At 43.6% G+C, this 24,755-nt stretch carries 21 protein-coding genes; 9 read left to right on the top strand and 12 right to left on the bottom strand.

What is annotated here, in order from left to right:
• Positions 1 to 403: 403 nt before the first annotated feature.
• Together NH399_RS07750 and NH399_RS07745 are read right to left on the bottom strand one after the other, a co-directional pair.
• Positions 404 to 1,216 (bottom strand): DUF2310 family Zn-ribbon-containing protein, encoded by an 813-nt coding sequence (locus NH399_RS07750; RefSeq protein WP_253038430.1) that lies wholly within the window; start codon positions 1,214 to 1,216, stop codon positions 404 to 406.
• Between the two features lie 112 nt (positions 1,217 to 1,328).
• Entirely contained in the window at positions 1,329 to 4,427 is a 3,099-nt protein-coding gene (locus NH399_RS07745) for a DEAD/DEAH box helicase (protein WP_253038428.1), read from the bottom strand.
• Between the two features lie 210 nt (positions 4,428 to 4,637).
• Between NH399_RS07745 and NH399_RS07740 the strand changes: the two genes are divergently transcribed.
• Entirely contained in the window at positions 4,638 to 6,392 is a 1,755-nt protein-coding gene (locus tag NH399_RS07740) for a collagenase (RefSeq protein ID WP_253038426.1), read from the top strand.
• 47 nt (positions 6,393 to 6,439) lie between these two features.
• Here NH399_RS07740 and NH399_RS07735 read toward each other — a convergent pair whose 3' ends face one another.
• The 3 genes from NH399_RS07735 to NH399_RS07725 form a co-directional block, all read right to left on the bottom strand.
• On the bottom strand, positions 6,440 to 7,156 hold the full coding sequence (locus NH399_RS07735; RefSeq protein WP_253038417.1) for a L,D-transpeptidase family protein: 717 nt from the start codon (positions 7,154 to 7,156) through the stop codon (positions 6,440 to 6,442).
• Between the two features lie 136 nt (positions 7,157 to 7,292).
• Positions 7,293 to 8,126, bottom strand: a complete 834-nt coding sequence (gene purU, locus NH399_RS07730) for a formyltetrahydrofolate deformylase (protein WP_253038415.1) — start codon at positions 8,124 to 8,126, stop codon at positions 7,293 to 7,295.
• A 68-nt stretch (positions 8,127 to 8,194) separates the two neighbouring features.
• Entirely contained in the window at positions 8,195 to 8,701 is a 507-nt protein-coding gene (locus tag NH399_RS07725; protein ID WP_253038406.1) for an N-acetyltransferase, read from the bottom strand.
• Between the two features lie 360 nt (positions 8,702 to 9,061).
• Here NH399_RS07725 and NH399_RS07720 point away from each other — a divergent pair, with 360 nt between their 5' ends.
• The 3 genes from NH399_RS07720 to NH399_RS07710 all read left to right on the top strand — a co-directional run bounded on the left by NH399_RS07720 (position 9,062) and on the right by NH399_RS07710 (position 10,721).
• The gene (locus tag NH399_RS07720; protein ID WP_253038404.1) at positions 9,062 to 9,505 is read left to right on the top strand and encodes a hypothetical protein; all 444 of its coding nucleotides are present in this window, start codon (positions 9,062 to 9,064) and stop codon (positions 9,503 to 9,505) included.
• A 194-nt stretch (positions 9,506 to 9,699) separates the two neighbouring features.
• Positions 9,700 to 10,044: a hypothetical protein gene (locus tag NH399_RS07715; RefSeq protein WP_253038402.1), complete on the top strand. Its 345-nt coding sequence runs from the start codon at positions 9,700 to 9,702 to the stop codon at positions 10,042 to 10,044.
• A 71-nt stretch (positions 10,045 to 10,115) separates the two neighbouring features.
• Entirely contained in the window at positions 10,116 to 10,721 is a 606-nt protein-coding gene (locus tag NH399_RS07710) for a pyridoxamine 5'-phosphate oxidase family protein (RefSeq protein ID WP_253038400.1), read from the top strand.
• Between the two features lie 12 nt (positions 10,722 to 10,733).
• Here NH399_RS07710 and NH399_RS07705 read toward each other — a convergent pair whose 3' ends face one another.
• Positions 10,734 to 11,099, bottom strand: coding sequence for a hypothetical protein (locus tag NH399_RS07705; protein WP_253038398.1), 366 nt, complete (start codon positions 11,097 to 11,099; stop codon positions 10,734 to 10,736).
• Between the two features lie 98 nt (positions 11,100 to 11,197).
• Complete coding sequence (locus NH399_RS07700; RefSeq protein ID WP_253038396.1) at positions 11,198 to 11,548, bottom strand: hypothetical protein; 351 nt, start codon at positions 11,546 to 11,548, stop codon at positions 11,198 to 11,200.
• A 339-nt stretch (positions 11,549 to 11,887) separates the two neighbouring features.
• Here NH399_RS07700 and NH399_RS07695 point away from each other — a divergent pair, with 339 nt between their 5' ends.
• Positions 11,888 to 12,562, top strand: coding sequence for an SDR family oxidoreductase (locus NH399_RS07695; RefSeq protein WP_253038394.1), 675 nt, complete (start codon positions 11,888 to 11,890; stop codon positions 12,560 to 12,562).
• Positions 12,563 to 12,615: 53 nt separating this feature from the next.
• On the opposite strand, the gene NH399_RS07690 is transcribed toward NH399_RS07695, so the two are convergent.
• The gene (locus NH399_RS07690; protein ID WP_253038392.1) at positions 12,616 to 13,119 is read right to left on the bottom strand and encodes a hypothetical protein; all 504 of its coding nucleotides are present in this window, start codon (positions 13,117 to 13,119) and stop codon (positions 12,616 to 12,618) included.
• A 724-nt stretch (positions 13,120 to 13,843) separates the two neighbouring features.
• Between NH399_RS07690 and NH399_RS07685 the strand changes: the two genes are divergently transcribed.
• The 4 genes from NH399_RS07685 (at position 13,844) to NH399_RS07670 (ending at position 20,187) form a co-directional block, all read left to right on the top strand.
• Positions 13,844 to 14,128, top strand: a complete 285-nt coding sequence (locus NH399_RS07685) for a hypothetical protein (RefSeq protein ID WP_253038390.1) — start codon at positions 13,844 to 13,846, stop codon at positions 14,126 to 14,128.
• A 109-nt stretch (positions 14,129 to 14,237) separates the two neighbouring features.
• The gene (locus NH399_RS07680) at positions 14,238 to 15,605 is read left to right on the top strand and encodes a TolC family protein (protein ID WP_253038388.1); all 1,368 of its coding nucleotides are present in this window, start codon (positions 14,238 to 14,240) and stop codon (positions 15,603 to 15,605) included.
• Positions 15,605 to 17,080: an efflux RND transporter periplasmic adaptor subunit gene (locus tag NH399_RS07675; RefSeq protein WP_253038386.1), complete on the top strand. Its 1,476-nt coding sequence runs from the start codon at positions 15,605 to 15,607 to the stop codon at positions 17,078 to 17,080. Before NH399_RS07680 ends, NH399_RS07675 begins: the two co-directional genes overlap by 1 nt.
• Positions 17,077 to 20,187, top strand: coding sequence for an efflux RND transporter permease subunit (locus tag NH399_RS07670; RefSeq protein WP_253038384.1), 3,111 nt, complete (start codon positions 17,077 to 17,079; stop codon positions 20,185 to 20,187). Before NH399_RS07675 ends, NH399_RS07670 begins: the two co-directional genes overlap by 4 nt.
• 42 nt (positions 20,188 to 20,229) lie before the next feature.
• On the opposite strand, the gene NH399_RS07665 is transcribed toward NH399_RS07670, so the two are convergent.
• The 4 genes from NH399_RS07665 to NH399_RS07650 all read right to left on the bottom strand — a co-directional run bounded on the left by NH399_RS07665 (position 20,230) and on the right by NH399_RS07650 (position 24,740).
• Positions 20,230 to 20,931, bottom strand: coding sequence for a thioredoxin fold domain-containing protein (locus tag NH399_RS07665; RefSeq protein WP_253038382.1), 702 nt, complete (start codon positions 20,929 to 20,931; stop codon positions 20,230 to 20,232).
• A gap of 112 nt (positions 20,932 to 21,043) precedes the next feature.
• Positions 21,044 to 22,033 (bottom strand): winged helix-turn-helix domain-containing protein, encoded by a 990-nt coding sequence (locus NH399_RS07660; RefSeq protein WP_253038380.1) that lies wholly within the window; start codon positions 22,031 to 22,033, stop codon positions 21,044 to 21,046.
• 117 nt (positions 22,034 to 22,150) lie between these two features.
• Positions 22,151 to 23,800, bottom strand: a complete 1,650-nt coding sequence (locus tag NH399_RS07655) for a GGDEF domain-containing protein (RefSeq protein ID WP_253038367.1) — start codon at positions 23,798 to 23,800, stop codon at positions 22,151 to 22,153.
• Positions 23,784 to 24,740 carry an ABC transporter substrate-binding protein gene (locus NH399_RS07650; RefSeq protein ID WP_253038365.1) on the bottom strand — a complete coding sequence of 319 codons (957 nt, stop codon included), beginning with the start codon at positions 24,738 to 24,740 and terminating at the stop codon, positions 23,784 to 23,786. The genes NH399_RS07655 and NH399_RS07650 overlap by 17 nt, the downstream gene beginning before the upstream one ends.
• Positions 24,741 to 24,755 lie beyond the last annotated feature (15 nt).

Genomic DNA, 24,755 nt, shown 5'->3' with positions numbered 1-24,755 from the left:
TGATCATGTTAGAGGGTTATTCTTGTTACCTCCTAATGTGCTGATAAATAAAAATGATTGCGAGTATCAAATTGCCAGCACGTCTTAGATGACTGAGAGAAGATATGCAATATCTAATTGAGTTTATTTTAAGTTAATTGCTAATCAACGTTGCTAAAACTGCCTTGGCGTTAGCAGTTACTTAAAACTCAGATGACGGAAATATTAAACTATCCACATATTCTGTGGATAACCTTGTCAATGAATGGCTGTAGCCCTTGTGGTATCAGTGCTCTGTTAGATTTGATCTATCTTTGATCAAGATAGGACTTCAAATGGAAGGCCAATAGGTTAGCGAAAAGGAACTTTATTAAAAACAGGAACCACTTTTTTAAACAAAAGCGAGAACCGCCAAAGTAATTAACTAGCTTCTTTGTTGGTATTCACCGGTTCTGGCTTTTCTCTCATCATCGTAACTATCGGCAATATGAGCGACCAGACGACAGTCATCACATTTAAAATTGAATTTAAAAAACAAATCAGTATCAATCGATTCATCAATAAGCCATTGCCCTCCACAAGATGGACAAAGCCTATCAAACTCATTGTCGCTTCGCCCCCAGTAACGTAACAGATAATAAAACACAGGTTTCGATAAAGCGTCTTCAAGCTGTAACTGCAATGTTTTTGTATCTTTATAAAACTGACTTTTTATTCCAGCTATTTGTTTGTAAGCATCCATCTCTAACGGTCCAGAGTTAAGCCAGAGAGAATCCAATGTCTTATAGGTCGTCATCCAGTTTACTAGCTCATGAGTGAGTTTGCTTCCCAACTCCAAAGAATAAAGAGGGATCGGTTTACCATTTGATCCTGCGCACAATGGCGAGGAATCATCAAAGCAATGAGTAAAAAGATATAGATATTCTTCTTGATGCCATTCTACATCTTGGGAATTATGATTCTCGATTTCTACCCATTTTATCGGAGCCTCGGCAATCTCTTCGACTTCACGCTGCAATGACGTGACCGATTGCGAATGATGCTGAGGCATGACCGCTTCGACAGCAGGCGTCTTTATATATCCCATCAAGGTGTCGCCTTCCCAGGCTAAGACCCATTGGCTCTCCCATACTTGCCCATTCTTGACGAGCTCGTATAAAAAAGATTCTACCGCTTCTTTCAAGTGTTTTTTATCCGCACCACCAGGGTTCTCTAAAACCAGCTTCTGAATAACCATTCTTTTTTCCTTATTCTGTTATAACTCCAAGACCCAAAAGTTTTTGTATTGCTACAAACTTCTCCCTAATACTGATACAGGAAGTTTTATCTCCACCAACCACTCAGAAAACTTAAAATGCTTCCGTCTCTTCTTCAATAGGTTCAAACAACGCCATCCAGTCATCGGCTTGCATACCTTGCGATTCGCCCTGGGTATCATCATACAAGGTATCGGCTAAGGCTTGCTTGTGTTGCTGCATCCATTGAATGCGTTCTTCTACCGTACCTTTGGTGATCAGTTTATAGACAAACACAGGCTTGTCCTGACCAATGCGATAAGCCCTGTCGCTGGCCTGCTGTTCTGCGGCAGGATTCCACCAGGGATCAAAGTGAATCACCGTATCGGCGGCTGTTAAGTTTAAGCCCGAACCTCCGGCCTTAAGACTGATTAAAAAGACCGGTGCTTGCCCTTCCTGAAACGCATCCACCACTTTACCACGTTGACGAGTTTGCCCCGTCAACTGAAGATAATCAATCTTCCAGCTTTTTAGTGCGTCACCAATCAGCTCCAGCATGGTAGTAAACTGAGAAAAAATCAGCACCCGCCGCCCTTCTTCTACCATTTCTGGTAAGACGGTTTGCAGCCAGTTCATTTTGGCAGATTCGGCAACAGATTGCGCCGATTCTAATTTAACCAGACTGGGGTGACAGCAAACCTGACGTAACTTAAGCAATGCGTTGCTTAACATCAGATGATTCCTAGAGGCCCCTTGATTAGCAATCACTTTACGAACTTCTTCTGCCATGGATAAGCGAATGGCTTCATAAAGATCGGCCTGAGTTTCTTCCATCTCGATGGTTTCATGGATCTCAGTTTTGGCAGGTAACTCTGTCGCCACTTTGGTTTTGGTACGACGTAACATCAAAGGGCCGATACGGCGAGTCAATGCCTGTTGACGCTGACGATCATTTTCTTTCTCAATGGGATGGCGGTATAAACGTCGAAATTGCGTTTCGTCGCCCAAAAACCCAGGCATCAAAAAGTGAAACAGCGACCAGAGCTCACCAAGATGGTTTTCCATGGGTGTTCCCGTTAAGCACAGGCGATGTTCAGCCTTCAAGGCATAAGCTGCTTTGGCTACTTTCGCTTTCGAGTTTTTAATGGCCTGCGCTTCGTCCAGAACCACCAGATGAAAAGATTGCTGACGTATTTTTTGAATATCGCGTAACAACAAACCGTAACTGGTGATCACCACATCAAACTCTTCAAGCTGTCGATACCATCGAGAACGTTGGTGTCCCGCTAAGTGCAATATATTTAATGAAGGCGCAAACTTGTTGGCTTCTGCCTGCCAGTTGGCCTGCAAACTGGTGGGTGCAACCACCAGACAAGGAGACTGCATGCGACCACTGTTTTTTTCTACCAGAATATGGGTGAGCGTCTGCAAGGTTTTGCCCAATCCCATATCATCGGCCAAGATGCCTGATAACCCATGATGGCGAATAAACTGTAGCCAGTTGAGGCCATCCTGCTGATAGTCACGCAAAGTGGCTGCAAGATTATCTGGAACCGATACCCTTTGAATGCCCTGACTATTCGCCATGGCGTCGGCTTTTTCTTTTAACCAGGTTGCGCCCTGCCATAAGAATGAATCTTCATCCTCAGAAAGCTCAGTAAGCCTGGCAACCTGAGTGTGATGCAAGCGCAAACGTTGTTGCTCTGACAAGGGTTTCTGTTCAAACAATTCGATCAGTGTGGAGCAAATCTGTCGCAGTCGTTCAACGGGGAGCAAAACTCGTTGTTGATTCTCTAGCGTTAATAAAAAGTCGCTGTGATCATCGAGTTCGTTCAAACGTGATAAATCCAGCTGGCCGCTGCGAATAGCCCGCACCAGATCGGGCATTAAATTAAAAGACTGTCCATCAACTTGAACACCCAGCTCTAGCTCAAACCAGTTTTGAACGCTGGCTTCGTCATCGCTGATCACATTGGCATACCACTGCTCTACCTTCATTGCATTTTGTCGGTAGGAGCTATCAAAATGGATTTGCCAGCCTTCTAATTGCAATCCTCGTAACAGCGTTGCGACAACGCCAAAATCCCCTTCTAACACTCGGTCACCGATATCGAACCTTGACCAAACAGGTGCTTCGTAAGCCGACTTTAGTGTACTCAGCGTTTCGATACGCCGAACGGCCATGGCGACTCTTTCTAGCGTATTATTTGAAAAGCTATCGGGATGGTTAATAAAGCTCTGCAAAGAGTAGGATTGGCCTTCCACTAAAAACCGAACTCGAGCAACATCTAACTCAATTGGTTGGTCGTTAATACTCAAGCTATGGCTTTCTATTGCCAAGAAGGCAACAACCTCGGGATCGGAAGAAGAAAACTCAACGGTCGGTGACAGCGCTTCAATATGCTCAATCACCAAATTTTGTGAACGCTCTAAATAATAGTTGCCAACAACCTTTTGACTGGTAGTTGGCTCTACCGTTGACTGAGTTGAATGCAACGCGGCATGGTAACAGGATTTCCAAAAACAACGCCCTGACTTTAGCAACCAAGACAGAAGTTTTTCTGCGCCGCCATCCTCGAGTGGAAACTGGTATAACACTTCAGAAGATTTGAGATAGGCCTCTGGCAAATGCGTCAGTAGTGTCTTAAGTATCGTTTGATCTACCTGACTCACAAATTTGGGCGACTTGCCTTTGTTGATAGTCTTAACATCAAAGGTCGCCTTAAGCTGATAATCATCAGCCTTAGTCAGATAAGCCTTGTGCACCGAAATACGCCAACGCCCTTCGTATTCATCGAGCAAATAAACCAGACGATGGCGAGCCATGTTGGGATAAGGATCATGACTTTGCAGCTTCAACCATTGCTTTAAGTAATACCAGGCGGTTTGTGTCTCCTGGGCTTCACGCAATGGATAAGGTAACTGATGCAAACGGGTTTTAGATTCAATGGCCAGAGCAGCCAAATGTTCACAGGCGATTTCGCTGCAACCACAGGCTTCATTATCAGGGAGCTGTGGCCATCCAAGAGCGGCCTCGACTCTTTGAGAGCCATGATAGAAGCTACCAACGACGGACTGCATATCCGGTATGTACTTCCAATCTGACAAGCGGTTTTGCAGTAATAAAGAAATCCCTCGAAACAACACACTCTCGTCGAAGTGACGTGAAAGATGATCCGTTGGACCTTTAAAAGCCAATGGCCTGCTCAACATAAAACGACGCCCTAAACGATAAAACAAAATCAAAGCCAGTCGGCCATAATACTGAGTTTAAAGCTGTGCTTCAACGATCAATGTCTAACTTTGATCGACTATTGGCTCAGCTAAAAAAAGAGCGCAAACTCCAGCGACTTTGAGATAGTTTGCAAGCAGCGCAAAGCATGATATTGTATACAATATTCAATTTCAGATAATTCACCGACTATGCATATCTTCTTTAAACTCATGCTCGTGGCCAGCCTCGCTCTGTTAACAGCTTGCCAAACCCAACCCCCACTGCCACCAAGCTCTCATTCTTTAGTTACTCACCTGGAAATTCCCGATGGCTATTCCAGCAGCCAGTTTTCGCTCGCCGTTAGTCAGTGGAAAAAATCCCTGGAACAGAGACAAGAGCATCCACTCAAGCAACAGCTTCACTATTTGAGAGATTACAGCTACCTTGGACCACTCAAAGAACTATCAGAGCAAGACTGGAGCCAGTTCGATCAGGCAATGACCTTGTTTGCTGATCAGCTCACTTCTGCTGCTGATTTTGAGCAGCAACAAATGTTTGCCGTACTTCTATTTCGCTACTATTTTCGAGCACCCTTGGCGGATAAGCTAGAAGCTCACCTACCTAAACTGATCAGTTTGCTTGATGCCATCAATAAGAGTCCAGCCTCATCTCAAGCCAAAGACATTGCACAATGGGAAATGATTAGAGCTTTTGGCCTACTGTCTAAGTATGCTAAGGATAAGAGCCAGGATCGCCCCAACTTAAAAGCTGCCTTACTAAAAGAGCAAGAATCCATTAACCAGTTATTCATTAACTTTGTTGCTTCTCACTCCTTCACTCTCAACGAATCATGGTTGCTGGACAATACCTTATGGGCACTGGCAAAGTTCTATCGACTGCAAGCTGAAGAACAACAAAAACATCTGGACGATGCGCTTTTTGAGGCACTGGAACAGCAAACTCAACTAACACGAGAAGAACGCCAGCAAAGTTTTACCTACGGTTATCTGGTGAATACGTTTCGTGGTCACTCTGCTTGCAATGACGCGAGTTTTAAGTCGTTATGCACCTCTGCGGATATCGATAGTGTATTGCCTATCCAGCACTCTTGTTCTGACAGTTTGTTTATCCGAGCAGAGTCATTAACACAAGAGCAATTAGAGTCGGCCTGCAATAAACTCACATCACAAGAGAGTCACTTTCATACTCTACTTAACACCCAACGCCAGCCAGTGGTTAATGATCATAATAAGTCATTACGAGTAGTGATATTTGATCGCTGGAGCCAATATCATAAGTATTCCCCAACATTATTCGACATTAATACCGATAACGGTGGCATGTACATCGAGGGCACTCCATCAGATCCTGATAATCAGGCCACCTTCTTTTCTTTTGAAGCCAGTTGGCTTTTGCCAGAGCATGTTATCTGGAACTTAAATCATGAATATGTTCATTACCTTGATGGGCGTTTTGTTAAATACGGTGGCTTTAAACATTTTCCTAAACAAATGGTCTGGTGGTCAGAAGGCATCGCAGAATACATCGCCAAAGGAAACCATCACTCACGGGTTGAGAAAATGCTCACCAAGCTTGAGCAAAATGATTATTTGGATGTTCAAACCATCGTCGATACCGAATACCCCGACGGCGTAGAAAGAACTTATTATTGGAGCTATCTGCTCATCCGGTATTTAGCCGAGCAAGACCAACCCACGCTGGTTAAACTCACTCAACCCATGAAAGGAGACTTTTATAAAGGCTATCAGCAAGCTCTTAACGCCATGGTATCCAAACATAGCACAGGCTTTCAGGAGTGGTTAAAGCAATACCCTCTGAACTCCGATACGCAGAAAGAAAATCAGCAAGAGAAACTGCCCCGTAAAATTGGTCGCTATGATTATCCAATTTATCTAACGCCTGTGCATCTTACTCAGTATGCTAAAGGTGCGCATCAGAAATAATCTTGATTGATAAGTAATTGGGGGATTAGTTGATGCTTCAAAAGCACTCAACTTTCCCCAAACATATAACGTCCGTTGCTCACAGTCACATTAGGAGGAGTGCCCTTCTCTTCAAACCAGTCGTAGCCTTCTTTGAGGTTTTTCCAGAAAGAATACCATTGATGGTTCTTTTCTCTATTAAGCCGTTCTTCTGTCATTCGAAACGGAAACGCGTGAACACGAAAAAACCCTTGTCCATTGGCTAAGGCCGCGTTAACCAAAGTGTAAATTTCTTCGATGTAAGGGTCCGTCATTGCGTAACAACCAATAGAGACACAGTTACCATGGATCATCAACGCACTGCCCGTACGCTTATGGTAACGATCATAAGCATTAGGATAACCAAGGTTGAAGGATAAATGAAAACGGCTCCATGGATTCAATTGATTTGGTTTAACGAAATAAAACCCTTCTGGGCTTTGCCGATCGCCCTCTTTCAGTTTTGGACCTAGATCGCCAGAAAAGGTACAGATCTCATAGGTTTTAAATAACTCAAAGCTTCCACCGGTGTTGGCAACCCAAGCTTCGAGTAATGATTCTTCTTTAAATACTCTGATAAAAACGGAAGCTCCTAGCGAGAGCTTTTTCTGTGCTAGCAAAGCCTCTAAAGCAGGCTTATTTTTCGCAATAGCCTGATTCGAACGATCACTTTCGGGAAGCCCATCTTTACGGTTAGCTATCGGAGGTTTGTATTGTTGCTCTTCGGTTATTTCATTGTTTGTCACTGCATAAAGCCCTATACCTACAAGTAGCACGCTGGCTAAAATGGTCATTCGATACATTGATCATCACACTCAATATGAAGATAAATATTGAGACAGACTTCGATACTCTTAGTTCCCGCCAGGCTTTATTACCAACTTATTGAAAAACCACGGTTCGATTGCCGAAAACAAACACTTTTTCTTGTAGGACCTGTTGCAAGGCATGCAACAATACAGACTCCTCAACCTCTCGTCCTGCCTGAGCCATCCCCTTCGCAGTGTAAGTGTGATCAACCTTAATCACATCTTGAGCAATGATTGGACCCTCGTCGAGATCGTTGCTAACAAAATGTGCTGTGGCTCCTATAAACTTGACGCCTCTTTCAAAGGCCTGTTGATAAGGGCTGGCTCCAATAAATGCGGGAAGAAACGAATGGTGAATGTTGATCATTTGATTGGGATAGGCTTCAACAAACTGAGGGCTTAAAATACGCATGTACTTTGCCAACACAATGTAGTCGGGTGCGTATTCTGCCAACAAAGCCAATATACGTTGCTCGTGTTCTTCACGCGAAAGATTTTGGTGACACACATGATGGTAAGGAACGCCAAATTTAGTTGCGAGATCCTCCAACACATCGTAGTTGCTGATAACAGCAACAATATCAACGTCTAGCGCGTTAAAGTATTGCTTCATTAGAAGATCGCCAATACAGTGAGCTTCTTTGGTCACCATAATGACAATACGCTTGCGCTCCAAGGATGTAATACGTCGTTCTGAACCTTCGGGTAATATTTCATCCAACTTGCTAAGAAAAGCGGGTTCGTCAAGTTTTCCCTCAAATTCAGTGCGCATAAAAAATCGCCCAGTGGTTTCGTCAACAAACTCATTATTTTTAAGAATATTGAGGTGATGTTGATAACACACATGAGTGATTTTGCTTATAAGCCCCTGACTATCAGGACACTCCGTTAATAATATTTGATGCATAAAATCAGTACACTGGCAAAACTCTATTAGTAACACACCCCTTATCGAGATACCAAATAGGCATATAGCTAAAGGGAATCATCACTGTTGAGCTTCTTCAAATAAACAGCGTATTCAACACCTCGGTTGGTTGGAGCAGGACCATAGTGCTGAAAGCCCATGCGTAAATACATAGATAGCGCCACTTCCATAATATGACTGGTGTGTAATGCAATGGCAGGTACTTTGTCTCTTTTCGCTTGTTCGATACAAACTTGCATCAATGTGCGCCCAAAGCCTCTACCACGATACGCCGGATCAACAACCAGCATTCTAACAATCGGCACATTGTCAGGAAAATGCTCCGCTCTCTTTTCTTCAGCAGACACATAAACCACACCAGCGGCAATACCGGATGGTGTATCAATGACTTTAACACTATGGGTCGAAGCGAGCTCACCAAAACAGCGTAAGTGTTGTTTCAAGTCAGACCAATTAACAAAGTCATTTTGATACTGAGAAAATGCAGCAACAGCTACATCATTCAATTTTGCTTCATCGCCATCTTGATAATTTCTTACTTGCCAATCAGTCATGTTTATTCTGAGTTTTCCAGTGAGTAAAAAACAATAGTCAATCTTGAGATAAACAGTTTACCTGTAAACTATTAATTGAGATATAAAAATTTATATCAGTCTCATACTGATATAACTATCCATTTTTGAGGGGGGCAAAAAGTTACATTAGCGCACTTCGATATACGTTTAAAAAAAACCTCTAAACTTGAGATGTTCAAAGCATTTACTTTGTATTTTTCTTTTTATTAACATTGGCGATGTTTAATCAGTGCACAGATAAAACAACAATAAAAAAGTTAGACACAGGCTCTTTGGATTTATCTTATTGAACATTTGGTTTTATGAAAAAGAGCACACACAATGTATAAGGAACACATAATGAAAAACGTAATAAGAAAGTCTTTTTCTCTTGTAACTGCAGCGACTTTAACTTTAAGTATTGGTTTAGCTAACGCGAATGATGATTCCTTCAAAAACATGCCAGAACTGGTTGCCGACGATCGCAATGAAGCAACCACATTGAACGCATCAACTAGCATGAAATGTTATGTTGACACAGCAGCTTTTGATCATTTTTCTAATGGCTTTTGTTTTGCAGCTAGCTGGAACCGCACAACAACGGCTGTTTTTAGAATAGATGGAGGCCCTAGCACCAACTTCCGTATTTACTGGTCAGACTCTCGTTGTAGCCAGACTTCTAAAACTTGTATGTTACCTATTAGTTGGTACCAACGCATTAACTTATCTGCTGACATACTTGATCTTTCTAACGGTACTTTCTCTTCTGCCAGCGCAACAGCGATGTATGAAGGTTTGCACTAATTCCATTGCGCTTTGAAAATTAACAACTTTTTTGAAGTGCATAATTCGTGAAATAGGTCCATCAAACTATTGGCTTAACAAGCCAATAGTTTGAGCTTTATCTCAGCACTGCAATAATTATCTATTTAAAGTCTATAGGAGGAATTTGTAAACTAGTCTATACTCATAAAGATAAATCGTTTCGAGAAAGACAGATGTCGAAACTCTATGCAAAAAATACCTTAAGTAGTGGCTATCAATTAGACACAGGGTTTGTTGCGTTCAATGCCCCCTATTTTAGCCAAGTCCCTCCCACTCACACAAAATTCTCGTGCTTTACTCATGACTCTCCGTGGTCAGCCTTAATGGCTGCAGATGTAGAGACACTTTGCACTATCGAGAAAGCCGTGGTGTGTTATGAGCTAGAAGGTTCTGATCTTACTCCTCAACATATTTCAATGCCCAGTTGTCAGGTTACGGATATTAATATCCGAAATATAGAGAAAGAAAACCGTCAACTCTTAAGAGATATGTTTGGCGAGCACGATCATTGCGATTAAATCGCTGAGTCTAATAAGTTTGCTATTAATGTGCTAAGCTAACGGCTTGGTCGTTTTGCTTTGTATGACGAATGATTATTGATTCCATCGAAAAACTTCGAGCGCTGTACCCTTCTGCTAAGCAGCGAGCTATAAAAAAGCAGTTAACCCATCTTGAGCAACACAGTCACCAATTTATAAAACTGAGTCCTTTTGTTGTCTTATCCACCGTTGATAGTAGTGGCCAGGTCGACGCATCTCCAAGAGGTGGTTCCCCTGGCTTTGTTAAGGTTTTGTCTCCGACTCAAATTCTGATACCTGATGCCCGCGGAAACAATCGGTTAGATAGCATCAGCAACATCATAGAAACAGGACAGGTCGGCACTCTTTTTATGATTCCCGGTGTCGATGAAACTCTACGTATCAATGGCCGTGCTACTGTGAGCACTTCAGCAGATTTACTGTCCCTTTTTCATGCTGATGATAAACGGATTATCTCGGTTATCGACATTCAAATCGAGAGTGTGTTTTTGCATTGTGCCAAAGCATTTATGCGTTCAAAACTTTGGTCTTCAGAGGCTCAAATAGAACGCGGCGAACTGCCTAGCATGGGTCAGATGCTAAATGATCAGATGCAGGTAGAAGACGAACCCGAAAGCCAGGCTGATATGGTTGCCCGTTATCAGGCCGACATTTGAATCCAAAGCCTGTTAACGGCAGTGAAACACGGCCAGGTTACTTTTGGACTCAACAGCTCTTAGTCCATGTTTGTTAGGCATAAAGGGCCTTAAAACCAACTGAACTTCAACATTTTGATCTTTGCGCCAATTGCCAATAGGTTGACTGTTTTTGCATAAAACATATTCATAATGCTCTAACAATCTAGGATTGTAGTAGTAACTAGAGTCACACCAGGCTAGTGCCGCTTCCTCTGCTGTCCAATAACGTTGAGATTCCACCGTCGCATTACCAGAAATGGTCCAGTAAGAAGCACTTGAACATGCCGATAGAGCACTTTGAGAGCAGAGTGAGAAAAAACAGGTCCACAGAAGATACTTGAAGATCTTAGTAATCATAGTGCGCCACTCCAAACTTATCTTACTTAAAAATAGTATAGCGTCAGCGACTTGATTTGCTTAAAAAATATAGGGGTATAAAGATGAGAAAAAGAAGACTAAGTGGTAGTAACCGATTCTTTAGTCGTTTCTTTATTGTTTTGCGCCTGGTGCAAGCGATAAGGCATTTGTCGTAATTTATGTTTATGAGATACCCAGAGTAGATCATCCCAAAAACTTTCTACATCATTTTGATCAATTCTACCGGTTTCACCAATAGCGACAAGACGTTTAACGGCTTCACAAACGTTGCCTTTCAAAATAACACTACGAGTACTCTTTAAATACTCGGCATGACGCCCTCCGGGATTATCAAAACGAAAGTCTTCTAGCTTTTTTACACAGCTAAAAAGTTTTTTACGTGTTTGAATCGGCAAAAACAACTCATGTACCAGTTCTTGCAATATCATGGAAAGTCCCTGTCAGCCCTTATAATCCAGTGTTAGTTAAACAAAGCAGCTCGTGATAATAAACGTATTTTTTATCACTTCCAATCTTATAATAACCTTAAAAATAGTATTGGTCTGGCCTTACAACAACTCATTTTGATATATATCTCACAAGTCATCTCAGGCTTACTTGGTGGCGAGCATTATGCGACACTAATCACATTATTTTTGTGATGCACATCTCAAAACTTTCTCTCTAAAAACGGTAATTTTACGTGCTCTAATACCCATAAATCAGCATTTGAGCAATTTGCTCTCGATTGATTAAAATGAAACTTCTTTTCTCTGTTAGGAATCCTTATGTCTCGTACTCCATTGAATTTATTACTGATAGGCGCAAATCGAGGTATTGGCCTCGAACTGGCAACACAATTTGCTGCCCGCGGAGATAATGTCACCATCAGTTGTCGGCATTTAGACGACTCACTAGAAGCATTGCCTTTTGACATCATTACGGATGTTGATATCACTACCGACGCTGGGCTCAACAATCTGAAAGAAGCCGTAGACGATCAGCAGTTTGACGGCGTCTTCTGCATTGCAGGTCTGCTAGAAAAAGTGACTCTGGATGAACTCGACATTGAGAGCATTCGACGCCAATTTGAAGTCAATGCTCTGGCGCCTTTAAGAGTTGCCGCCCTGTTAAAAGACCATATTAAACCCAATGGTAAGTTAGCCCTGATGACCAGCCGTATGGGCAGCATAGAAGATAATGGCAGTGGCGGTAGTTATGGTTATCGCATGAGTAAGACAGCGCTCAATGCTGCGGGCAAGTCCCTCGCCATTGATCTGGCGGAACAAAAGATAGCTGTCGCTCTGCTCCACCCAGGTTATGTGAGAACCCGTATGACTCAGTTTAATGGCTTAATGGATAGTGATGAAAGCGCGAAGCTGCTGATCGAGCGATTTGATGGGTTAAATCTTGAGAATTCGGGCAGCTTTTGGCATGCCAATGGAGAGCTACTGCCCTGGTAAATAAAGCAGCGGGCGATCATTCGAAAGCCCGCGACTTAGAGGGTCAATAGTCCCTAAAAACTTTCTTTAATTTTTAAATCAAACTCTGGCATCATTTTATTTTTAAGCATGGTTAATGCCGTTTCTTCGGGCGAACAGCCAGGGCAAATACCCTTCGCGCCAAAGCGCGTCGCTTTGACCTTGAAGGTTTTATTAAACAAAGCCTTACCATCGTTCTCTAAGATGTAATGAACCGAAACATCTAAAGGCCAGCCATCATCAGCTCCTTCGTGAGTATATAAAAACGAGACTCTCAAGGTTGTTTTGTGAGATGAGATATCACGAGCATCACCTATGTATTCTGTTGACCCAAAGTAAGGCTTAGTGAAAATAATCTCGGCAAGCTCGCGGCCATGAATCAGTCGGATTTTTTTCTGAGCGTCGTCTCGTCTGTCTCCATAGGTGAATATCTTAAGTTCTTTCTCAATAAATGGGCTGACAGTGGGTTTGGGTGGGTTTGAGCCACAGCCAGCTAGCAATAAAAGCCCGAGTAATGACACCAGTAGATGTTTTTTCATCCATAGCTCCGTTGGTTGTAAGTAGCAGTAAGGATTAGTATTTTCTGCATCATAGCGGCAAAAGATCCTTATCTCAACTGTGGTGGTTATCATTGTTTTTTGTGATGTTTTGTGTGTTTGTTTCTTGGTCTTTTGAGGGCTTTAGTTTCATCTGCGGTGAGCCTCCTATATCAACGGAGTAATTGATTTATTCAGAAGCTCTTTTATTTGCTCCCTATTTTTGATAGCACAAGTTTCGCCTTTATGCCCTGTTCGGGTATAGCGGCGAACCTTCTTTTTCAAGAGCGAAAAAGAAGGTCCTTAGATCCCATCTTGTACTACAAGATAGCGGCAAAACACTCTAGATCGCTGCGCTGGCAATTGCTCAGCTGGGATTTTATGGGTTGAATATGTCTGTTCATTCACAAGGGATTTGTTGATCTTGTTTGTGCCAAGGAAGATTCGATTTTGCTTTGTATTCTTGTTTGGTTCTCTTTCTTGGCTCTAGACTTTCATACGACTCCGCTGTGACTTAATGAGAGCGGAGTATAATTTTGGCCCTCCTGACTTTTTGCATGAGCGTAGCAAAAGCGTCTCCAACTTTTCCCTCTAGCTTTTAATTTCCCCCTATTCCCTGTATCCTTTATGGGTTACTCATTCATTTTTTGAGGTTTTTGTGGTCTCATCCATCGCTCGATTACTGACAATTCTGCTCCTTGTGGCCTTTGTGGGTCAGGGAATGGGTATGTCATTAATGGATTGTCAGATGGAGATGTCGACTCAGTCTTTAATGATGGATCATGATATGGACCATTCATCTCACAATGATTCCATGCACTCTTCTCCATCAATGGATGAGTGTTGTAACATCGATTGCAGCTGTCCCGTCAGCAGTTGTCAGACTTCACTTATTCCTCTACCTGAATCAGAAAGCAAATTGGCCAATAGCACTGCAAACATGTTTTTGTCGAGCATCGAAGCGCCTGTTTCTGTTGTCTTTTCTCTCTATCGTCCCCCAATTTTCGCTTAACACAGGACAGATCTGTCCAAAAATCCATTATTTGACTGCTGAGCCCTAGTGCCAGAGGTCTTCTATAGAGTTTTTGCTGTTAATCAGCATTAAAGTTGAGTGAAAAAAGATGTATTACACCTTTATGTTTCAAGGGGTTAGCCGTCCGCTGGCCACCTTTGGCTTGGTAAGTCTGTTCTGGGCCTCGTTTGCCAGTGCCCAAACCATAGCTCCCCAAACCCGATTAGAGTCCGTTGTGTTGACGGCCATAAACCATGATCTGGAACTCAAAGCCAGCGAGCACCGGCAAAACATGTTGGAGGCCAGTAGCCAGGCAGCAGACACCCTGCCGGATCCACGAATCTCTCTGGGTATCATGAATATTGCAGCAGACAGTTTTGATTTTGCTCAGGAACCCATGACTCAGTTGAGTCTGGGGCTGTCGCAGAAGCTACCACGAGGCAATAGTCGACAAATCCAGCAGCAACATCAGTCATTGCTGGCATCACAGCAGCCTTTGTTGCGGCAATTACGCCAACGGCAACTAGTGGTCACCACGGCATCCTGGTGGCTGGCACTTTATCAGGCTCAGCAGAGCATTCATTTAATTCAATCCAACCGAGCCTTGTTCGAGCAACTGGCCGATATTGCGCAGGCAAATTATTCTTCTACCATCGGCAATACTCGGCAGCAAGACATTGTTCAAGCCCAGTTGGAGCTGACGCGCCTGAATGACAGATTACAAAAACTGAAGCAGCAACAAGAAACGGCACGTTTGCAGTTGAGCCAATGGACTTTGTATTCTATTGATCAGGTTCCCACGCTCCTTCCCAACGTATCTCTGTATGGAGAGCAATGGATTGAATCCAATGGTGATGATGATCAAAAACTGTATCAGCGCTTATTAGAGCACCCGTCTGTCTTGGCGTTAGAACAAAGCATCAAAGCCAAGAGCAAACGGATTGAGTTGGCCAAGCAAAAGTATCGGCCAGAATGGGGTTTTAATATTCGCTACGGTTATCGCGACGATACACCTCAATCTTTGTCGCGTTCTGATTTGTTGTCTGTAGGTATTTCTTTTGACATTCCCTTATACGGTCACCAACGACAAGATAGCGAAGTCGCTGCCGCTGCCGCGGATTCAGCCATCACCAAAACCGACAAGGCATTGCAGCTGCGTAAACTGGTTGCCGCAGCAAGAGTCGCTCAATCGCAATACAAAAATCTACAACAACGCCGCACACTTTACCGCCAGCAACTCTTACCACAAACAGAAGAACAGGCCGAAGCCGCTTTAACAGCCTACACCAATGACGATGGCAGTTTTGCGGACGTGGTTCGTTCCAGAATAACAGCGCTCACCGCCCAACTGGATATGTTAACCATCGAAGTAGAGCGTCTAAAACAAATCATTCAGTTCAATTACTTCTTTGCTCCTAATGCCAACACAATGATCCAAATCAGTGATCCAAATCAACAACCAGCAGGAAGCCGTTAATGAATAATCTAGCCAAAACTCTTTTTGTTCTCTTTGTGGGGTTATTGATAGGTGCAGCTCTCATGTGGCACTTAGCGCCTCAATCAGAGTCAGTCGATGCAAAAGACGATGATCAACCGCTTTACTGGGTAGCGCCTATGGATTCAAACTATCGTCGCGATGGCCCCGGTAAGTCACCCATGGGTATGGATCTGATTCCTGTTTACGCCAACGATAGCGCGAGCAATACAAGCGCTGGAGAAATTACTATTTCACCCCAGGTCGAAAACAATCTAGGCGTTAGAATCGCCGAAGTACAAAAACAGATATTACGCTCAAACATAAAAACCGTGGGTTACGTACAGTACGACGAAGAACAATTGATTCATATTCACCCTCGTGTTGAAGGCTGGATAGAAAAACTTTATGTGAAAGCCGCAGGTGATCCGGTAACAAAACAACAGCCTCTGTACGACATCTATTCGCCCGCTTTGGTGAATGCCCAAGAGGAATATGTGTTGGCACTCAGTCGCAAAAATCAACGCCTTGTTCAAGCTGCAAAAAACCGTTTACGAGCATTACAACTACCCAACAAAGCCATACAACAGCTCACTCGCGATCGAAAAGTCCAGCAAACCATTACTCAATATGCACCGCAAGACGGTGTTGTTGATAACCTAAATATTCGCGAAGGTTTTTATGTCAAACCAGGCACCACTCTGATGTCAATTGGTACGCTTGATCAAGTCTGGGTTGAAGCCGAAGTCTTTGAACGACAAGCTGGTCAGGTGAAAAAAAATCAAGCAGTGTCTATGACACTGGATTTTTTACCCGGAAAAGTTTGGCATGGACAAGTTGATTATATCTACCCTTCACTTGAACAAACCACGCGAACGCTCAAAGTTCGCCTCCGCTTTAATAACCAAAAAGCACTATTAAAACCCAACATGTTTGCCCAAGTTATTATCCATACTCAAAACGAACATCCAACAATACTGGTGCCACGTGAAGCCGTTATTCGAACAGGTCGACATGATCGTGTGGTTTTAGCCCTGGGAGAAGGACGTTTTAAATCCATCAACGTGAAGCTCGGCAGAACCACTAACGAAGTGGCCGAAATTCTTGATGGCTTATCTGAAGGCGAGCACATTGTTACCTCCGCTCAATTTTTGCTGGATTCAGAATCGAGCAAAACCTCTGACTTTAGACGCATGAGTCACGACAGTAATCACATCGAATCCGCCAACGTTGATGGTGTTATTAATGCGATTAATGAAGACACTCGAGTGATTAATATTTCGCGAGGCCCTATCGACAAATGGGATCGACCCGCCGCAACCCTGGACTTCGTTCTCGATGATCATCTGAACCTGAATGAATTTTCCATTGGTCAAACCATTAACTTTACTTTTGAAATTCGCGATGAGTTTGTTATCACTCAATGGCGTCCTATCAGCCAAAATAAACACCGCTCCAACCAAGGGGCACAACCATGATCGCTTCGATTATTCACTGGTCGGTTAACAATCGTTTATTTGTTTTGTTAATCACCTTTATCATTACCGGCGCCGGAATTTATTCGATCAAAAACACGCCAGTTGATGCGCTTCCCGATCTGTCAGATGTTCAGGTTATTATAAAAACCAGCTATCCCGGGCAAGCCCCGCAAGTTGTTCAAGATCAGGTAACCTTTCCTTTAACGACGGCGATGTTGTCGGTACCAGGAGCGAAAACAGTAAGAGGATTTTCGTTCTTTGGCGACTCTTATGTTTACGTAATATTTGATGACAAAACCGACCTTTACTGGGCACGAAGCCGGGTACTGGAATATTTAAGTCAGGTAACGGCGTCATTACCCCCCAACGCCAAACCTCAGCTTGGTCCCGACGCCAGTGGTGTTGGTTGGATTTATTTGTATGCACTGGTCGATAAGACCGGACAACACGATATCAGCCAACTGCGCAGCATACAGGACTGGTTTTTAAAATATGAATTACAAACGGTTCCTGGCGTTTCCGAAGTTGCTGCCATTGGCGGCATGGTAAAGCAATATCAAGTTCAGGTAGAGCCCGATAAATTGCGCGCTTATGGTATTCCGCTAAGTCACATACAAATGGCCATAAAACGAGGCAATCAGGAAACTGGCGCCTCGGTGATCGAAATGGCCGAAGCTGAGTATATGGTAACGGCAACCGGATACATTAAAAGCGCAGAAGACATTGCCACCATTCCGTTGGGACGCAATGCCAAAGGAATTCCGCTCACCGTTGGTGATGTAGCTCAAGTCAGTATTGGTCCGCAAATGCGACGAGGTATTGCTGAGCTTAATGGAGAAGGCGAAACCGTTGGCGGTGTTGTCGTGATGCGTTTTGGCGAAAATGCGCAAAAAACCATTGAAGGCGTCAAGGCTAAACTGTCGGATCTAAAACGCGGTTTGCCACAAGGAGTCGAGATAGTCACGGTCTATGATCGCTCTCAACTGATAGCTAACGCTGTCGATAATTTGTGGCAAAAACTGCTCGAAGAATTGTTAGTCGTCGCATTGGTTTGCGTGGCTTTTTTGTTTCACTTACGTTCCTCTATTGTGGCCATTGTCAGTTTACCCTTAGGTATACTCATTGCCTTTATCATCATGCATTATCAAGGCATCAATGCCAACATTATGTCGTTGGGCGGTATCGCCATTGCCATCGGCGCCATGACGGATGGTGCGATTGTGATGATCGAAAACATGCATAAACACATGGAAAAAACGCCCTTAAACGACGACAACCGCTGGCAACTGGTTGCCAAGTCTGCCAGTGAAGTGGGCCCTGCTTTGTTTTTTAGTCTGCTTATTATTACGGTCAGCTTTTTGCCCGTTTTTATTCTAGAAGCGCAAGAAGGTCGCATGTTCTCTCCCCTCGCCTATACCAAAACCTACGCCATGGCGGCATCGGCGGCTCTCGCGATCACTTTGATTCCGGTGCTGATGGGGTATTTTATTCGCGGCAAGATCGTTTCAGAAAAACGTAATCCTCTTAATCGATTGTTGATTGCGATCTACCTACCCATACTCAAACAAGTTCTGAACTATCCTAAACTCAGCATTGCACTGGCCTTGGCAATCACTGTGGTAGGTTTTTATCCAGTGAATAAAATTGGCAGTGAATTTATCCCACCACTGGATGAAGGCGATCTCATGTACATGCCAACAACCTATCCCGGAATATCGATTGGCAAAGCTCGAGAGATTTTACAACAGACCGACAAATTGATTCGCACCGTACCAGAAGTTGCTAACGTCTTCGGAAAAGTCGGTCGCGCCGAAACCGCCACCGATCCTGCACCTTTAACCATGATAGAAACTTTTATTCAGTTAAAACCTCGCGATCAATGGCGCGAAGGTGTGACCACTAAATCGTTACAGCAAGAATTAGATTCTCTGGTTCAATTTCCTGGATTAACTAATGCTTGGGTGATGCCAATAAAAACTCGCATCGACATGCTTGCCACAGGAATAAAAACCCCCGTAGGCATTAAGGTCGCAGGGCCCGACATTGAAGTCATCCAATCCATTGGAGAACAATTGGAAACCTTGCTATCAAAAGTAGAAGGTACTGCATCGGTCTACTCTGAACGCGTGGCTGGTGGGCGTTATATTAAAGTGGATATTCAGCGTGAAAAAGCGGCCCGCTATGGATTAAACATTGCTGATGTACAACAGGTCATAGCGACAGCGATTGGTGGAATCAATGTCACTCAAACTATAGAAGGTCAAGAGCGCTATCCTGTTAACCTGCGTTATCCGCAAGATTATCGAGACTCGCCCGAACAATTGGCAAATTTGCCCATCGTCACCCCTTCGGGCCAACGCATTGCTGTTGGTGACGTTGCCAATATATTTATTGAAACAGGACCTCCCGGCATCAAAAGTGAAAACGCCCGCATCAACGGCTGGACCTATATCGATATCGACAACATTGATGTAGGCACTTATGTTGAACAGGCAAAACAACACCTACAAAAAGAACTGCAACTTCCTGCAGGTTATTCCATCAATTGGGCCGGTCAATATGAATACATGGAACGGGCCAAAGATAAACTCAGCTATGTACTCCCACTGACTTTGGCCATTATTCTAGTATTGCTTTATCTAAACTTTCGTCGCCTGGATGAAGTGCTGGTGATCATGGGCACCTTGCCTATGGCGTTAATTGGCGGATTATGGCTGATGTATCTGAATGGTTTTAATTTTTCGGTAGCTGCAGGAGTAGGCTTTATTGCTCTGGCGGGTGTCGCTGTAGAAATAGGTGTGATTATGTTGGTGTATCTTAATCAGGCACTCGACGTTCACAAACAAAAATCCTCTTTTACTTTGTCGGATCTTCATGAAGCGATCATGCAAGGAGCGGGAATGCGTATTCGTCCTGTTATGATGACCGTCGCAACCATCATTGTTGGTTTGCTTCCGATCATGCTCGGCTCTGGTACTGGCTCAGAAGTGATGAGTCGAATCGCAGCTCCCATGGTGGGAGGAATGACCAGCGCTTTGTTGTTAACTCTGTTTGTGCTCCCAGCCATTTATTTGTTAATGAATCGAAAATACTGCAAAGAGCATTAAAGGATCAGGGCATCCTTCTTCAACAGGATGCCCCAATAAGATTTATGAAGACGTTAAACGCTTTTTGAGTTGTTCGGGTTTAATCAGTCCCATCTGCAACTGCCCGTCTGGCAGTATCATGACGGGTGTCGAATTAATCCCCATACTCACTGCCGTCTTAAATTGATCAGCAACGGTATTGTCACAGCTCGCTCTATCGACGGCCTGCCCCGCCATGGCCTTGTCCATACTTTTACGAGGATTTTCTGAACAAAATACAGACACCGCCTTAAGATAAGATTGAGATCCCACTCCTGAGCGCGGCAGCATGACATAATTGACGCTAATGCCCAGAGCATTAAAGTCAGCCATCTGAGTATGAAGTTTACGACAATAGGTGCAATCGATATCGGTAAATACGGTCACTACATGCTCTTCTTTGTTGGCAGGAAACGACAAGGTCATGGACGATGACAAGTCCGAAATGGCTTGCTTGCGCAGCGTTTGCTTTTCTACCTCAACCAGATTGAGCTGTTTTTTGGTATCAATGACGGGTCCACCAAACAGGTAGCTGCCATCCTGGGTAGCAAAAAATACCTGGTGACCCAAAGACACTTTTAGTAGATCTGAGTTATAGGACTCTATGATTAAATTAGGCGGATTGCCTAGTACTGATCGTATCTGGTTTTCGGCGGTTGATTCAGCCGCAGTAGCAACACCCAATATCATGCTGCTACCTAACAATAAGCTTAATACTCGTTTCATGTTATCTCTCCTGTACAAAGTCAGAAGAGTTATACTCCATTGGCCTTCAAAAGCCTTATCAGATTATCTATAAGCTTCTAATATTTCCTATAATTTATTACTTATCAATGAGTTACACAGCTGCCACTTTATTCTTTAAGATGTTTTTTTGAGCCTCTCGCAGAGCCAGATAATGGCGCTTATCAGACCCATTGCAGTCTGATAAATCATCTTCTTGTTGCGCTTTAAGCAATTGTTGGCAGCGCTTAATGTAATCCTGATTCGATGCGACTTGCTGCTGGTGTGCCTCTGACCGTTCGGGTTCTATACCCATACGTTGTTTGAGTTCTCGAATGCGTTGATTCACCGCATCCAGAGTACATTGAGATTGCCCCCAATCTAATGAGTCTTTACCTTGTATCGCGGCTTTTAACGCTTGTGGCATTTGGCCTTTTTGAACATAAATTCGGCTCAAGAGATCTGCTGCGGCCATTTGATGATAAGGAGAAGCGGGTTGATTCGACAATGGCTGCAACACCTTAATGGCATCATCCAGCCGTTGTTGCAGCAACAAGGTTTCTGCCAACAGCAATCGCGCTTCTGACGATTGTTGATTTTCTTCAAGTGCAAATTCCAACCATTGACTGGCCTCTTGCACTCGTCCTTGTTCGAGCTTCATCACTCCCTGAGCAAAGGCACTTAATGCGGGCAAGCTATGGGTAAAGTTGGTCTCTTCATCTGCTGATGGCCACCAGACAAAAGCACTAACAGCCAAGATGACACTCGCAGCGGCCGCATACCACCAAGGTTGCTGGCGGGTATCCGACACTTCTTCTACTTCTGCTATCCATTGATAGCCAAGATTGGGCTGCGTTTTAATAAGCGGTTGTGAAGACAACTTGCGGATCTCACTGATCACCTGAAACAACGTATGATCCTGTACCTGTTCTGTATTCCATACCGCCATAAAAATTTCTTGCTTGCTTAATACACGCTCAGGATTTTGCAAAAACACGGCTAACAGACGCAACGCTTTTGGTCTGATATCTCGCAGTGTTCCCGATTCGGTCAACTCCTGTCGACGCGCATCATATTGGAAAGTGTCAAAACGATAAATGCTCATAAAAATCCTGATCAAAAAATCCGTTAACTGGCTACTCAATTCATCCTACTCAATATCCCTCCTTTTGCCAATAGAGCTAAGCAGGCAAATTCTCCACTTTATCGGAATATCATCGATTTATGCGATAGATTTTTTCACAAAGTTGCGCCCTTCTTCTTTAGCGATATAGAGGGCTTGATCGGCTCGCTCAATAGCCGCTTCGACACTTTCTACATTGAGCATGACTTGAGCGACACCAAAACTGGCTGTGATCTGTAACGTTTGTCCTTCAAAATAGATCTGAAGCTCCTCAAGATGTTTGCGAATTCTTTCGGTTACTTGCCAGGCTTCATCAAGCGGCGTGTTATGCAACAGTCCCACAAACTCTTCTCCTCCCCAGCGACCAAAGGCATCAATTTTACGCAGCATGCTTTGACAACTTTCGGTAACTTCGATCAATACTTGATCACCCGCAGCGTGACCGTAAGTGTCGTTTACTTTTTTAAAGAAATCGATATCCATGATAAAGAGCGAAAAAGGTAATTGATCACGAAGATGCAGTTCGACTTCTTTTTGAGCGTGCTCAAGCAAACAACGTCGATTTAGCGCATTGGTGAGCGAATCAGTTGTTGCCAAGGCTTCCAGTTGATGTTCTCTTTCTTCCACTTGATGAATAAGTTTAGTCAGTGCTTTGTGCATATCCGTTAACTCATCGTCTCCCTTAACATCTTCGGGTGCGGCTCGAGAAGAAATATAGTTCAGCATATTACCTCTCACTTTAGTCAAGCGCTGCATCACGCTACGCTGTAAGTAGACCACAATCACCGTGACAGCCACACACCCAGAAAATACCAAGCCTAATATAATCATAAACATCTGAGTTAATTGAGTAATGGTATTCTGCTTACTTATGACCACTTGTTGCCGAACAGAATCAACCAGTAGCTGTGCACTTTGATTAAGAACATTTGCCAGCTGCTTTTCTTTGCTGAGCGTCTCTCGGATATCTTCTTTAAGTTGATAGAGTTGTGTCTGCTGAGCCAAAATGCCCGTCGGACCAACAACTAGATCAAGCAGCCGTTGCTGCATCAAAATAGCTTGTTGATTTTTTTTCTGACTAGAAAATCGAGCGGCTTTGATCAACTCGTATGCGTGATTGAGCTCTTTTCTTAACGCTTGATAACGGCTGACAGCAGCCGCAGGGTTATGCTCGACACTAAGAGACAATAACGCGCGCTCAACTTCTCGCATGCTTTTTGACCACCGATAATAATCTTCCTTGTTCGCCGACTCCACATCTTGCTCCAGCTGTTGCAAAACACGAGCATAATTCGACTCTATTCGATCAATATATAATTGACTGGAAATTTTTTGTGCCATCAGTAGGTCGAGCTGACGAACCAATGACTCAATGTTTTTTGCCGACTCAATCATGGTGGCAACAGGCTGTTGCAATAAAGGTTGTTCGAGAAACCCTTTTAACATCCTGTTCAGCTCATCGTGAGTGTCTAAAAATCCGAGGGTTTCTTTCATCAAGTGTTGTTGCGACTCTGCAATAGCGATTCTGGGAACATGATGAATGAGTTTTTGTGTGACTTCTGTTAACTGAATGGTTTGTAGAGCCGCATCGATATTCGGTGATATTTTTTGATCCAGATTAAATTTAACCGATGAAAAACTAGAAAAATACGCCGCACAGATACAAAATGTGATGAACAGCATCAGCGCAAAGCCGCTCAACAACCGAAAGTGAATTCGGTGAGTTAATTGGCTATCCTGCTTCTTCAAACTTGCACCCCTGCGGTAACCACTGATGCCAGATCGATGTATTAGCATCTAACCACTTTACGGCTGCCTCATCGTGGCTATAACCATCAAAGTCCATCAGTTTACCCATGTCTGAAATGGATTGATTGTCTACGATCATTCGCTTGAGCAGTTTATAGGCACAAGGCCAGGTTTCAGGAAACTGCTTCCAGGCGACTTTCATAATCGGATAACCTTTTGGGTTGCCGCAGTCATGAGTAATATTGGGATTAGTACCCCAAGAAGGATCGCTATAACATTCAGGCTCAAATTCAGGGAACTCAATAAAATGGCCTTTATAAACAGCTTCGATAGGATTAGGCGCCCAACTGTATAATAAAATGGGGATTTTATTGCGGTAGGCAGCATCTAACTCAGCCCAGATGGGTTCAGCTTGCTTGGCTTCGATCACTTTAAAATTAAGCTTTAATGCAGAAATCCGTTTTTCATCACCCTCAAACCAAGGGCCTGTCAGAACTCTACCTTTAGGAGCAGTTTGGGGAGAGGCAAATAAGTGAGCGCATTGATTAAGCGCTTTCCAATCCGGTAAACCAGGACAAAGCTCTTCAACGTATTCGGGATACCACCACTCTTCTCTGGCAAAGGTATTATGCTCACCTAAATTGAGCACTTTTTTGGTTTGAATATACCTCTCGAGTTTATTCGAAGATTGAGTCCATAACTCCGGCTGAATATGAATAAGACCTCGATTAATGGCTTCTAGCTGTAACAGATAATCGGTAGGACGATAAATGACCTCATAGCCCATTTTTTCGAGTAACTGGCCGACGACTTTCGCCATCACCATTTGGCTGCTCCAATTATTCTCTGCAACAATAATAGGCTTCTTGTTTGGGTCAGCCACTACGGGCAAGGCTAAACACAGCGAGAGGAAAACAACAAACCACTTCAAGGTCGACATAGTTTAGACACCGTA

The organism is Pleionea sp. CnH1-48, from assembly GCF_024124665.1.
Lineage (GTDB): Bacteria > Pseudomonadota > Gammaproteobacteria > Enterobacterales > Kangiellaceae > JAMXSB01.
Note: the sequence above shows the minus strand (reverse complement) of the source record. Positions and strands in the feature narration are given on the sequence as shown.